This is a genomic window from Streptomyces sp. SM10 (genome assembly GCF_002910915.1).
Classification (GTDB): domain Bacteria; phylum Actinomycetota; class Actinomycetes; order Streptomycetales; family Streptomycetaceae; genus Streptomyces.
Genome location: NZ_NEUF01000190.1, coordinates 15856 through 30232 on the forward strand (window position 1 = coordinate 15856; position 14377 = coordinate 30232).

Genomic DNA, 14377 nt, shown 5'->3' on the forward strand with positions numbered 1-14377 from the left:
TCGCACAGTGCGCATGTGGAGCGGATCCATGACCGGTTGCTGGAGGTGCTGGCGGATCTGGAGCCGTGTAGTTCGCGGGTGCCGTTGTATTCGACGGTGACGGGCGGGTTGCTGGACACGGTGGGGATGGATGCCGAGTACTGGTACACGAACCTGCGCCGGACGGTGTTGTTGGAGGAGACGGTCGGGGTTCTGCTGGGTGCGGGGCATGGTGTGTTCGTCGAGGTGAGTCCGCATCCGGTGCTGTCCGTGGGGCTGGAGGAGACGTTCGAGGCGGCCGGGAGTGACGCGGTCGCGTTGGGGACGTTGCGCCGGGACGAGGACGAGTCCCGCCGCTTCATGACCTCCCTCGCCCACGCGCATGTGCACGGGGTCGACCTCGACTGGAACACCCTGTTCGCGGGCACCGGTGCTCAGCGCGTCGACCTGCCCACCTACGCCTTCCAGCATCAGAACTTCTGGCCCGAAGCACAGACGGCCTCCGTCTCCTCGGGGGAAGCCGATCCGCTGGACGCCCGGTTCTGGGACGTCGTCGAGCGGGGTGACGCGGATGCCCTGGCCGCCGATCTGGAGCTGGACGGCGCTTCGCGCTCCGCGCTGGGCACGGTGCTGCCGGCGCTGTCCTCCTGGCGGCGACAGCAGCGGGACGAGTCGACCGTCGATTCATGGCGCTACCGCGTGATGTGGCAGCCGTTGACGTCCCTGACCACCGCTTCCCTGTCCGGGACCTGGCTACTCGTCGTACCGGAGTCCGAGGCCGACGACGAGTCCGTGCACGAGACCGTGGGCGGCCTGACACGTCACGGTGCCGACGTCTCGGTGTTCACCGTTCCGGCAGGAGCGGACCGCGAACTCCTGGCCGGGCGACTGGACGCCCTACCCGAACCGGCCGGGGTCATCTCCCTGCTGTCTCTGCTCGCAGGCGCCGATGCGCAGCACCCGGTGGTCCCGGCGGGACTCGCCGCCGACGTCGAACTCGTCAAGGCACTCGGCGACGCGGGCCGGTCCGCCCCCCTGTGGTGTCTCACCCGGAGCGCGGTCTCCGTCGGCCGTTCGGACGGAACGGTCCACACCGACCAGGCGATGCACTGGGGCTTCGGCCGAGTGGTCGCGCTGGAGCACCCCGACCGCTGGGGCGGTCTCATCGACCTGCCCGCGATCCTGGACGACCGTGCCTGGAACCGCATCTGCGGCGTACTGGCCGGCGGCGACGACGCAGAGGACCAGGTCGCGGTCCGGGCGTCGGGCGCCTTCGGACGCCGGCTGCAACGCGGCCGCTCGGCCGCGGGCACAGCGGGGAAGAAGTGGACACCGCGGGGCACCGTACTGATCACCGGTGGCACCGGCGCCCTCGGTTCGTTCATAGCCCGCAGGCTCATAGGCGAGGGCGCCGAGCACGTCGTACTCACCAGCCGCCGCGGCGCCGACGCTCCCGGTGCGCGGGACCTCCGGGAAGAACTGACGGCCTTGGGCGCCAAGGTGACGCTGGCCGCATGCGACGTCGCCGACCGTGACGCGCTCGCCGCGACGGTACGTACGCTGCGTGATTCGGGTGACCGGGTCACGGCCGTCGTACACGCCGCAGGCGTGGGCCAGCTCAGCGTCATCAGCGAGACGAGCCCCGCCGAATACGCGGCCGTGCTCGAAGCGAAGGTCCTCGGCGCGGCCCACCTGCACGAGGTCTTCGGCGACGAGCAGCTCGACGCGTTCGTCCTGTTCTCCTCGATCTCCGGCATCTGGGGCAGTGGCGGCCAGGGCGCCTACGGCGCGGCCAACGCCTACCTCGACGCCCTCGCCCAGCAACGGCAGGCCGCCGGGCTGGCCGCCACCGCGATGTCGTGGGGCGCGTGGGGCGGCGCAGGTATGGCCAGGGGATCGGCGGAGGAGATCCTGAACAGGCGTGGTCTGCCGGCGATGGACCCGCAGCTGGCCATCGACGCGATGCAGGAAGCTGTGGGCGCCGGCGAGACGATGCTGACCGTGGCGGACGTGCGGTGGGAGCGGTTCGCGCCCACGTTCACCGTGACGCGGCCCAGCCCGCTCCTGGAGAACCTGCCGGAGGTACGCCGTGTGCTGGCCGCGGCCGCCGAGACCGAGGCCGCCGGAATGGGCGATCTCTCCGCGTTCCAGCAGCGGCTCACCGGGCTCCCGGAGAGCGAACGCGCCGCTTTCGTCATGGAGTTGGTGCGAGGTGAAGCCGCCTCCGTACTTGGCTTCACCGACGCGGCGGAGGTCGACGCCAACCGCGCGTTCCGCGAGCTGGGCTTCGACTCGCTGACCGCGGTCGAGGTGCGCAACCGGCTGAACGGTGCCACCGGACTTCGGCTTCCCACCACCGTGGTCTTCGACTACCCGACCGCGACGGCACTGGCAGGGCACCTCCTCGCCGAGTCCTTCGGACAGGGCGACGAGACCGTGGTCGGCGCCCCTGCCGTCTCCGTCCTCGACGACGACCCGATCGTCATCGTCGGCATGGGCTGCCGCTTCCCCGGGGACGTCCGGACGCCCGAGCAGCTGTGGGACCTCGCCGTCACCGGGACCGACGCGATCTCGGGCTTCCCCGTCGACCGGGGCTGGGGGCGTGGGGCCGATGACGGAAGCGCTCCCGCCTTCACCCCCGCCGGGGGTTTCCTGCACGGGGCGGGCGGGTTCGACGCGGACTTCTTCGGCATATCGCCGCGTGAGGCACTCGCCATGGACCCGCAGCAGCGGTTGCTGCTGGAGACCTCGTGGGAGGCGTTCGAACGCGCCGGCATCGCCCCGGCGTCCGCACGGGGAACCCGCACCGGTGTCTTCGTCGGCGCCTCGTCACAGGGGTACGCCAGTGACGTCCACCAGCCGCCGGAGGGCGTCGAGGGGTATCTGCTGACCGGCACCGCCACCGCGGTCCTCTCCGGCCGGATCGCGTACTCGCTCGGACTCGAAGGCCCCGCCGTCACCATCGACACGGCGTGTTCGTCGTCCATGGTGGCCCTGCACCTGGCCGCGCAGTCCCTGAGCCAGGGCGAGTGCTCGATGGCCCTGGTGGGTGGCGCCGCGGTGATGGCCACACCGGCCGTGTTCGCCGAGTTCAGCCGGCAGGGCGGACTGTCCTCCAGCGGCCGGTGCAAGGCGTTCGCCGAGGCTGCGGACGGCACCGGCTGGGGCGAAGGGGTCGGCATCCTTCTGCTGGAGCGCCGGTCCGACGCCGAACGCAACGGCCACCGGATCCTTGCGCTCGTCCGAGGCAGCGCCATCAACCAGGACGGTGCGAGCAACGGCCTCAGCGCCCCCAACGGCCCCGCACAACGACGCGTCATCCGGCAGGCTCTCGCCAACGCCGGCCTGACCGCCGACCGGATCGACGCGGTGGAGGCACACGGCACGGGTACGACGCTCGGCGACCCCATCGAGGCGCAGGCCGTGCTGACGACGTACGGACAGGACCGGCCGGCGGACCGGCCGCTGCTGCTCGGCTCCCTCAAGTCCAACATCGGCCACACCCAAGCCGCCGCCGGAGTCGCCGGAATCATCAAGATGGTGATGGCCCTGCGCCACGGCGTGCTGCCGCAGACGCTGCACGTCGACGAGCCGTCCACGCACGTCGACTGGTCCTCCGGTGCCGTGGAACTGCTCACCGAGCGGCGGGACTGGCCGGAGACCGGGCATCCTCGCAGGTGCGGTGTCTCCTCGTTCGGCGTGAGCGGTACGAACGCGCACGTGATCCTGGAGCAGGCACCGGAGCCGCCCTCCGCCCCCCGCACGACCGTGGCCGGCGGAGCGCTGCCGTGGACCGTGTCCGCACGGGACGAGGAGGCGCTGTGTGCCCAGGCGGCGCAGCTGCGCGACGCGGTACTCGCCGACCCGGACCTCGACCTCCTGGACGTCGCCCACACGCTGGCGACCGCCCGGTCCCTACACGAGCGACGTGCGGTGATCGTCGCCGATGACCGGGAGGCCTTCCTCGAAGGACTCACCGCCCTCGCCGCCGACGCCACCGCCCCCGGACTTGTTCGGGGGGCGGAGACGCGCGGCAGGACAGCGGTGCTGTTCTCCGGGCAGGGGTCGCAGCGGCCGGGAATGGGACGTGCCCTGTACGACACCTATCCCGCGTTCGCGGACGCCTTCGACGCGGTCTGCGCGGAGCTGGACCGCCAACTGGACCAGCCGGTCCGCGAGGTGGTGTTCGACGGAGGCGACCTGCTGGACCGGACGCAGTACACCCAGACAGGACTCTTCGCCCTGGAAGTGGCGCTGTACCGGCTCGTGTCCTCGTGGGGCGTCAAGCCCGACTACCTGCTCGGACACTCGATCGGTGAGCTGTCGGCCGCCCACGTGGCGGGCGTGCTCTCGCTCGAGGACGCGGCGACCCTCGTCGCGGCCCGGGGCCGCCTCATGCAGGCGCTGCCCGCCGGGGGCGCGATGGTCTCGCTCCAGGCTGCGGAGAACGAGGTCCTGCCGCTGCTCACCGACGGCGTGTCCATCGCCGCACTCAACGGGCCCCGGTCGACGGTCGTCTCGGGCGACGAAGCCGGCGTGCTGGTCATCGCCGAGCACTTCGAGGCCCAGGGTCGCAAGACCAAGCGCCTGCGGGTCAGTCACGCCTTCCACTCCCCGCACATGGACGCCGTGGTCGAGGAGTTCCGTACGGTCGCCGAAGGCCTCACGTACCACGAACCCACCCTCGCGGTCGTCTCCGACGTGACCGGGAACGTCCTCAGCGCCGACGAGATCAGGGACCCCGAGTACTGGGTGCGCCATCTGAGGGGAACAGTCCGTTTCCTGGACGGCGTACGCACCCTGCAGGACCAGGGGGTGACGGCCTACCTGGAGCTGGGTCCCGACGGTGTGCTCTCCGCGATGGCCCAGGACTGTGCCACCGGCGAGGACGCCGTCTTCGTACCGGCGCTTCGTTCCGACCGCTCCGAGCCGCTTACGCTGCTGAGCGCCCTGGCCGGCCTCCATGTGCGTGGCGCGTCCGTCGACTGGCCGCGGTACTTCACCGGCAGCGATGGCCGGAACGTCGCTCTGCCGACCTACGCCTTCCAGCACCGCAACTACTGGCTCCGGGGCGACGGCTCGGCCGGCGACGTCCGCTCGGCCGGCCTCGACCCCGCCGACCACCCCCTGCTGGGTGCGGCGGTGCAGATCGGTCACAGCGACGCCTACCTGTTCACCGGTCGTCTCGCGCTGGACATCCACCCCTGGCTCGCCGACCACACCGTCCTGGGCACGGTGCTGGTTCCGGGCACCGCGTTCGTCGAGCTGGCCGTCACGGCGGGCGACGAGGTCGGCTGTGGCCACGTCGAGGAACTCGTCATCGAGGCCCCGCTCGTCCTGCCCGACGAAGGATCCGTCGCACTCCAGCTGTGGGTGGGACCGGCCGACGCGTCCGGCCGCCGGACGCTGGAGATCCACTCGCGTGGCCTCGGCGGACCCGAGGCCGCATGGACGCGCCACGCCAGTGGCTCCCTGGCAGCCGCCGAGAACCGAGACCGGCCGGCCGGTCTCACCGTCTGGCCCCCTGAAGGCGCCGTCGCCGTCCCGGTCGAGGGCCTCTACGACCACCTCACATCGATCGGGTACGCCTACGGGCCGGTCTTCCAGGGACTGCACTCCGCATGGCGGCTCGGTGAGGAGGTGTTCGCCGAGGTGGCACTGCCTGAGGCGACGGAGCCCGGGGCCGGCCGGTTCGGTCTGCATCCGGCCCTCCTCGACTCGGCCCTGCACGCGATGGGGCTCAGTACGTCGCACGACTCCACGGACGACGACAGTATGGGGCGCAACCGCCTCCCGTTCGCGTGGAACGGTGTGACGTTGTACGCGGCCGGCGCCGACGCCCTGCGCGTGCGCATCACCCCCAAGGACACCGACGGCGTCTCGCTCACCCTCGCCGGCCCGTCCGGCGAACCGGTGGCCGCGATCGAGTCCCTGGTCCTGCGCACCGTCACGACCGCCCAACTCGACGGGGCACGCCGGGCCACACACCACGACTCGCTGTTCCACCTCGGCTGGTCGGCCGCGCACCTCACCCAAGAGCTCCCGGAAGCCCGCTGGGCGGTGCTCGGGGCGGACCACCTCGGGCTCGCCGCCGCGGGGGTCGGCATCGACGTCTTCCCGGGGACCGAGGACCTGGCAGCCGCGCCCCTGCCACCGGCCGTGCTGCTGTCCCTCGCACCGCAGACGGTGGGCGAGCCGACCGTGCAGCGCACCCACGACCGTACGGCAGAGGTCCTGGCCACGGTACGGAACTGGCTGGGTGACGACCGGTTCACCGACGTCCTGATGGTCGTCGCGACGCGCGGAGCGGTCTCCCTCGACGGTGAGGACGTACCGGACCTCGCACAGACAGCCGTCTGGGGCCTCCTGCGCTCAGTGCAGTCGGAGGCACCGGGCAGGTTCGTCCTGGCCGACCTCGACGGCACCGGCCTGTCGGCCCGCAACCTCGCCACTGCCGTCGCCACCGGCGAGCCCCAACTGGCCCTGCGAGCCGGCCAGATCCACACTCCGGGCCTGAACAGGGCGGAGGCCACCGAGCCCACCGGATCCGGCGACATCGACCCGGACGGAACGGTCCTGGTCACGGGCGCGGGCGGGGTGCTGGGCGGCCTGGTGGCACGCCGTATGGCCGAGCGCGGTGCGCGCCACATGCTGCTGGTCGGCCGCCGTGGCGCGGCCGCACCGGGCGCCGCTGAACTGGCCGCAGAGCTCACGGAATCAGGCGTGCACGTCACCTTCGCGGCCTGCGACGCCGCCGACCGGACGGCCCTGGCGGACATCCTCGGCGGCATCCCCGCAGCACACCCTCTGACCTCGGTCGTTCATGCTGCGGGTGTGGTGGACGACGGGGTCGTGGCGTCCCTGACCCCGCAGCGACTGGCAGCCGTCCTGCGCCCCAAGGTGGACGCGGCCTGGAACCTGCACGAGTTGACCGAGGATTCGGACCTCGCGGAATTCATCCTTTTCTCCTCTGCGGCCGGCACCTTCGGCGGCCCGGGACAGGCCAACTACGCTGCTGCGAACGCCTTCCTGGACGGCCTCGCCCAGCACCGGCACGCCCGCGGTCTGCCCGCGACCTCCCTGGCCTGGGGTCCGTGGGCCGAGAGCGGCATGGCCGGCCGGATGGACGCCGCCGACATCGCCCGCATGGCCCGGTCAGGGCTTGTGCCCCTGTCCCAGGAACAGGGGATCGAGCTCTTCGATCTCGCCCGCACGACAGGCCGGCCGACCCTCATGCCGGCACGACTGAGCACCGACACCGCACAGATACGTCCCGACGCGATGCCTCCGCTGCTGCGCGGTCTGATCCGGCTGCCCACGAGGCCCGCGGCGGAGAGGAGCGACCGGACGGCCGAATCCGCCACAGCGCTCAAGGAGCGTCTCACCGCGGCCGGCGGGGCGGAGCGTACCGGCATCCTCCTCGACATACTGCGCACAGCGATGGCCGACGTACTGGGCCACAGTTCCGCCGCGGCAGTGGTCGTCACGAGGGGCTTCCTCGAGATCGGCTTCGACTCGCTCACCGCCGTGGAACTACGCAACCGGCTCAACACCATCACCGGGTTGCGGCTGCCCTCCACGCTCGTCTTCGACCACCCGTCCCCTGAAGCCCTCGCCCTCTACCTGCGGGACGAACTCGTCGGTGACGGGGCTGTGTCGGCCCTCTCCCTGCTCGCCGAACTCGACCGGCTGGAAGTCACGCTCGCCGGCGTGCCGTCCGACGACGCCGACCGCGTCAAGGTGACGGAACGGCTGCGCGGGCTGATGGCCGGCTGGCACGACGACGCTTCCGACGGCACGGTCCGGAGCCTCGAAGAGGCCACGGCCGACGAGCTCTTCGAGCTGCTGGACGACGAGCTCGAGTCCTCCTGACAGCCCCCGCCCGACCCGACCCGCACCTTCCTGATCAACCCCTCTGCAAGGAGTGACACCCCATGGCGAACGAGGAGAAGTTCCTCGACTACCTCAAGCGGGCCACGGCGGACCTGCGCGAGACTCGCCGGCGGCTGCGGGACATGGAGGACCGGGAGCGGGAGCCCATCGCGATCGTGGGCATGAGCTGCCGCTACCCGGGCGGGGTGACGACCCCTGAGAAGCTGTGGGACCTGGTCGCCTCGGGCGGGGACGGCATATCGCCGTTCCCCACCAACCGGGGCTGGGACATCGAGGGAGTGTTCGACACCGACCCGAACCGGTCGGGTACCTCGTACGTCCGCCAGGGCGGATTCCTGCACGAGGCAGGGGAGTTCGACCCCGGCTTCTTCGGCATCTCCCCCCGCGAGGCGCTGGCGATGGACCCGCAGCAGCGCCTGCTCCTCGAGGTCTCCTGGGAAGCGTGTGAACGCGCGGGAATCGACCCGACGTCGCTGAAGGGCAGCCGGACGGGCGTGTTCGCCGGCCTGATGTACCACGACTACATCAGTACGCTGCACTCCCTGCCCGACGGCGTGGAGGGATACCTGGGCACCGGCAACTCGGGCAGTGTCCTGTCGGGCCGGGTGTCGTACACGCTGGGCCTGGAAGGGCCCGCGGTGACCGTGGACACGGCGTGCTCGTCCTCCCTCGTCGCTCTGCACATCGCGGTCCAGGCGCTGCGGTCGGGCGAGTGCACCATGGCCCTGGCCGGTGGGGTGAGCGTCATGGCGACCCCCGGCACATTCGTGGACTTCTCACGCCAGCGCGGTCTCTCCTTCGACGGCCGCTGCAAGTCCTTCGCAGCGAGCGCGGACGGCACCGGCTGGGCCGAGGGCGCCGGGGTCCTCGTGGTGGAGCGGCTGTCCGACGCCCTCCGGCTGGGTCACGACGTGCTGGCCGTGGTCCGCGGCTCAGCCGTGAACCAGGACGGGGCCAGCAGTGGTCTGACGGCGCCCAACGGTCCGTCCCAGCAGCGGGTCATCCGGCAGGCACTGGCGAACGCACGGCTGGCACCGGAGCGGATCGACGCCGTGGAGGCGCACGGTACGGGTACGACGCTGGGTGACCCGATCGAGGCGCAGGCCCTGCTGGCGACGTACGGGCAGGAGCGGCCGGATGGGCGGCCGCTGTGGCTGGGGTCGCTGAAGTCGAACATCGGTCACACGCAGGCCGCGGCCGGTGTGGCCGGGATCATCAAGATGGTGATGGCGATGCGGCACGGTGTGCTGCCGCAGACGCTGCACGTGGACGAGCCGACACCACAGGTCGACTGGGAGTCCGGGGACGTCCAGCTGCTGACCGAGCCGCGTGAATGGCCCGAGACGGGCGAACCGCGACGGGTGGGAGTGTCCTCCTTCGGGGTGAGCGGCACCAACGCGCACGTCATCCTCGAGGAGCCGCCCGTAGTGCCCGCGGACAGCGGACGCACACCGGTACGCACGCCCCCCGTCGTGCCGTGGCTGCTCTCGGCCGCAGCCGGCCCCGGCGCACTCGAGGCGCAGGCGAGCGCTCTGGCCGACCACGTGGAGGCGGTGGGCGCGCAGGCGTCCGGTGCGCTGGACATCGGCTACTCCCTGGCCGGCGGCCGGGCGGCCCTGGCCCAGCGGGCGGTGGTGCTCGCGGACGGCCGTGACGGACTGCTCGACGGCCTGCACGCCCTGGCGCTCGGACAGCCGTCCGCCGCAGTGGTGCGGGGTTCGAAGGCGGACGGTCGCCTGGCGGTCCTGTTCCCGGGCCAGGGATCGCAGTGGCCAGGCATGGGCCGCGAGCTGTACGAGGCGTACCCGGTGTTCAGGGACGCGTTCGACGCCGTGTGCGCGGAGATGGACCCCACACTCGGCCGGTCCCTCCGCGACGTCGTGTTCGACGAGGGTGACCTGCTGGACCAGACCCGGTACACACAGCCCGGAGTCTTCGCCGTCGAGGTCGCCCTCTTCCGGCTGGTCTCGTCGTGGGGCGTCACCCCCGACTTCCTGATGGGGCACTCCATCGGCGAACTGGCCGCCGCGCACGTGGCAGGCGTGCTCTCGCTCGAGGACGCGTCGGCACTGGTCGCCGCCCGGGCCCGTCTGACGCAGACCATGCGGGCCGACGGGGCCATGGTGTCCATCGAGGCGACCGAGGACGAGGTCCTTCCGCTGCTGACCGGCGGTGTGTCGATCGCCGCGCTCAACGGACAGTCCTCGACAGTGGTCTCGGGTGACGAGGACGCCGCGCTGGCGATCGCCGCGCACTTCGAGGCGGAGGGTCGTAGGACCAAGCGGCTGCGCGTCAGCCACGCGTTCCACTCCCCGCACACCGACGAGCTGCTCGACGAGTATCGGACGGTCGCCGCAGGTCTGACCTTTCACCCGGCCGGCATCGCCATCGTCTCCACGGTCACCGGCCGGCTCGCCGAGCCCGGTGAGCTGGGCGACCCGGAGTACTGGGTACGTCACCTCCGCCGTACCGTCCGTTTTCACGAGGGGGCACTGAGCCTTCAGGAGCAGGGCGTCACGACGTTCCTCGAGATCGGTCCCGGCGGCGTACTGTCCGGCATCACGCAGCAGAGCCTGAACGGTGAGGGACAGGCCTGCGTGCCCGCCCTGCGCCGGAACCGGAATGAGCCGCGGTCACTGCTCCAGGCGGTGGCGGAACTTCACGTGCGCGGTGCTCACGTCGACTGGTCCCCCTACTTCGAGGGGACCGCCTCCCAGCGGGTCGACCTGCCGACGTACGTCTTCCAGCACCAGGAGTTCTGGCCACAGCCCCACCCCCACCCGCTGGAAGGCGCCGACCCGCTCGCGTCGCAGGACCCGGCGCAGGCCCGCTTCTGGGAGGCCGTCGACGGCGGCGACCCCCAGGCCCTGGCCGACGCACTCGGCGTCGAGGACGACATGCGGTCCTCGCTCACCGACCTGGTCCCCGTCCTGGCGTCGTGGCGGCGGCGGCACAGGGACGAGTCGACGGTCGACTCCTGGCGCTACCGCGTCACCTGGAAGCCGCTGACGATCGCCCCCACGGCCGGCCCGACCGGCACCTGGCTCCTCGCCGTCCCCGCGGACCTGGCCGGGGACGAGGCGGTGACCACTGTCGAGCGTGAACTGGCAACGGGCGGCGCCGACGTCGCACGACTCCTGATCAGCACGGACGGGAACGACCGTGCGACGGTCGCGCGCGCCCTCAACGACGCCCTCGCCGAGAGCGGCCCGCTCACCGGGGTCGTCTCACTGCTCGCGCTTGACGAGGACGCGGACCGCAGCCACTCGGTGCTGCCGAGCGGGCTCTGTGCCCTGCTGGCGCTGGCCCAGGCCCTGCTGGCCCTGGCGGAGGACGTGCCGCTGTGGTGCGTGACGCGCGGCGCTGTGTCCATCGGGCGCTCCGAAGCCCCCGCAGGCGCCGTTCAGGCACTCACCTGGGGCCTGGGCCGGGTGATCGGCCTGGAACGCCCCGAGCGCTGGGGCGGTCTCGTCGACCTTCCGTCGGAACCGGCCACCCTTGACCCCCGGGCATGGGCGCGCATGCGCGGCGTACTGGCGGGTCCCGTCGGAGAGGATCAGGTCGCCGTACGGCAGGGCGGCGTCTTCGGACGCCGGCTCGTCCGTGCCCAGGCACCCGCCGCTCCCGCGCCGTGGAACCCGCGGGGAACAGCCCTCATCACCGGCGGGACGGGTGCGCTGGGTGCGCACGTCGCGCGCCACCTGGCCCGCCAGGGAGTGGAGCACCTCGTACTCACCGGCCGACGAGGGACCGCCGCCGAAGGCGCCTTCGCGCTGCACGACGAACTTGCCGCGCTGGGCGCCCGGGTGACGATCGCGGCCTGCGACGTGACCGACCAGGACGCACTCGCCGCGCTCGTGGACCAGGTCCAGGAGGCCGACGGCCGGCCCATCGGGACGGTCGTCCACGCCGCGGGGACGACCGTGATGGCCGGACTCGCCGAATCGGACCCCGCGGACGTCGCGGAAGCCCTCGCCGCCAAGGTGGCAGGCGCCGCGAACCTGGACAGACTCTTCGGGACGGAGTCGGCCGGGACACTCGACGCGTTCATCCTGTTCGCCTCAGGCGCCGGAGTGTGGGGCGCCGCCGGACAGGGCGCCTACGCGGCGGGCAACGCCTACCTGGACGGCCTTGCGGAGTACCGGCGCAGTCGTGGGCTTCCGGCCACATCGGTCTCCTGGGGCGGCTGGTCCGGCGGCGGCATGGCCGACGGCGCCGCCCAGGACATGCTCGCCCGGCGCGGGCTCGCGGCAATGGACCCGCAGCTGGCCATCGGTGCGCTGGTACGTGCGGTCGAGACGGGCGAGACCTGCCTGACCGTCGCGGACATCGACTGGACCCTGTTCGCGCCCGCGTTCACACTGGCGCGCCCCAGGCCGCTCATCGACGACATCCCGGAGGCAGCCGAAGCTCTGCAGGGCAACGCGTCCGAGCCGGGCGACGTCCAGACGGGGGTCGCGGCGGTGCTGCGCGCCCGGCTGGCCGGACTCTCCGCGTCCGAGAACGAGCGGGAACTGCTCGACCTCGTCAGGGCCGAGGCCGCAGCCGTACTCGGCCACCCCTCGGCCGCAGCCGTCCCCGCCGACCGGGCCTTCCGCGAGCTGGGTTTCGACTCCCTGACCGCCGTCGAGCTGCGGAACCGCCTGAACAGGGCGACAGGGCTCGACCTGCCCGCAACCCTCGTCTTCGACCACCCGACACCGGCCCACATCGCCACGGGTCTGCTCGCGCCACTGCTCGGTGGCGAGGATACCGAGGCCCCTGCCCCGGCCCCCGCTCTCCTCCGCACCGACGACGACCCCATTGCGATCGTCGGTATGAGCTGCCGGTACCCGGGCGGCGTCCGGTCCCCGGAGGACCTCTGGAACCTGGTCGCCAACGACCGCGACGCCATCGCGGAATTCCCCACGGACCGGGGCTGGGATCTCGACCGGCTGTACAGCCAGGACCGGGGCCGCCCCGGCACCACGTACTGGGACGAAGGCGGCTTCGTCCACGACGCGGGCGACTTCGACGCCGGATTCTTCGGGATCTCACCGCGTGAAGCGCTCGGGATGGACCCCCAGCAGCGGCTGTTGCTCGAAACCTCGTGGGAGACCTTCGAGCGGGCCGGCATCAGCCCGGACGCGGTGCGCTCCACCCGCACCAGCGTGTTCACGGGGACCAACGGCCAGGACTACGCCACGGTCCTGCTCGGCTCCCCGGATGCCGGAACAGGTTCGCTGGCCACCAGCAACGCCGCGAGTGTCGTCTCGGGCAGGCTCTCGTACACCTTCGGCCTGGAAGGGCCGGCGGTGACCGTGGACACGGCATGTTCGTCCTCGCTCGTCGCGCTGCACCTGGCGGTCCAGGCGCTGCGTGCAGGGGAGTGCTCGCTGGCCCTGGCCGGTGGAGTGACGGTCATGTCGACACCGGCGGCGTTCGTGGAGTTCAGCAGGCAGGGGGCGCTGGCCTCGGACGGTCGCTGCAAGTCGTTCGCCGACGCGGCGGACGGGACGGGCTGGGGCGAGGGCGTCGGAATGCTGCTCATGGAGCGGCTGTCGGACGCCCGGCGCAACGGCCACGAGGTACTGGCCGTCCTCCGCGGTTCTGCCGTCAACCAGGACGGTGCGTCCAACGGTCTGACAGCCCCGAACGGCCCGGCTCAGCAACGAGTCATCCGACAGGCGCTCGCTTCGGCGGGTCTGGAACCCTCGCAGGTCGACGCCGTCGACGGGCACGGCACGGGTACGACGCTGGGTGACCCGATCGAGGCGCAGGCGCTGCTCGCTACGTACGGGCAGGACAGGGCAGCGGACAGGCCGCTGCTGCTGGGGTCGATCAAGTCGAACATCGGCCACACGCAGTCCGCTGCGGGTGTGGCCGGTGTGATCAAGATGGTGATGGCGATGCGGCACGGTGTGCTGCCCCGGACGCTGCACGTCGACGAACCGTCCACGCACGTCGACTGGTCCGCGGGAGCGGTCGAACTCCTGCGGGACCGGGCCGCATGGCCGGAGACGGGTGAGCCGCGGCGCGCCGCCGTGTCGTCCTTCGGCGTGAGCGGCACGAACGCACACGTGATCCTGGAGCAGGCTCCTGAGGTGGAGCCGGTGGACGCGGCTGGTGTCGCGGTGCCGGTGGTGCCGTGGGTGGTGTCGGCGAAGACGGCCGAGGCRCTCGATGYRCAGGTGGAGCGGGTGTCGGTGTTCGCCGGGGATCTGGATCCGGTGGATGTCGGGTTCTCGCTGGTGACGACGCGTGCGGCGATGAAGCACCGTGCGGTGGTCATCGGTGACCGGCTCGTCCGCGGTACGACGGCGTCGGGTGGTCTGGCGGTGTTGTTCTCGGGTCAGGGTGCGCAGCGGTCGGGTATGGGTCGTGAGTTGTATGAGGCGTATCCGGTGTTCGCGGATGCGTTTGATGCGGTGTGTGCGGAGTTGGACCGGCATCTGGATCGTCCGGTGCGGGGTGTGGTGTTCGAGGGTGGTGAGCTGCTGGATCGGACGCAGTTCACGCAGGCCGG

Annotated in this window: 2 protein-coding genes and 1 pseudogene; all 3 read left to right on the plus strand. The window is 71.8% G+C overall.

Annotation, left to right across the window (positions count from 1 at the left end; all coding sequences use genetic code 11):
- Positions 1-7851, plus strand: a 7851-nt coding sequence (locus tag B9S57_RS33380) for a type I polyketide synthase (RefSeq protein ID WP_258036747.1), incomplete at its 5' end; no start/stop codon positions are given.
- 62 nt (positions 7852-7913) lie between these two features.
- Positions 7914-7964 (plus strand): annotated as a pseudogene (locus B9S57_RS36590) (polyketide synthase docking domain-containing protein); the annotation flags it as partial.
- A gap of 54 nt (positions 7965-8018) precedes the next feature.
- Positions 8019-14377, plus strand: a 6359-nt coding sequence (locus B9S57_RS33385) for a type I polyketide synthase (protein WP_374936006.1), incomplete at its 3' end; no start/stop codon positions are given.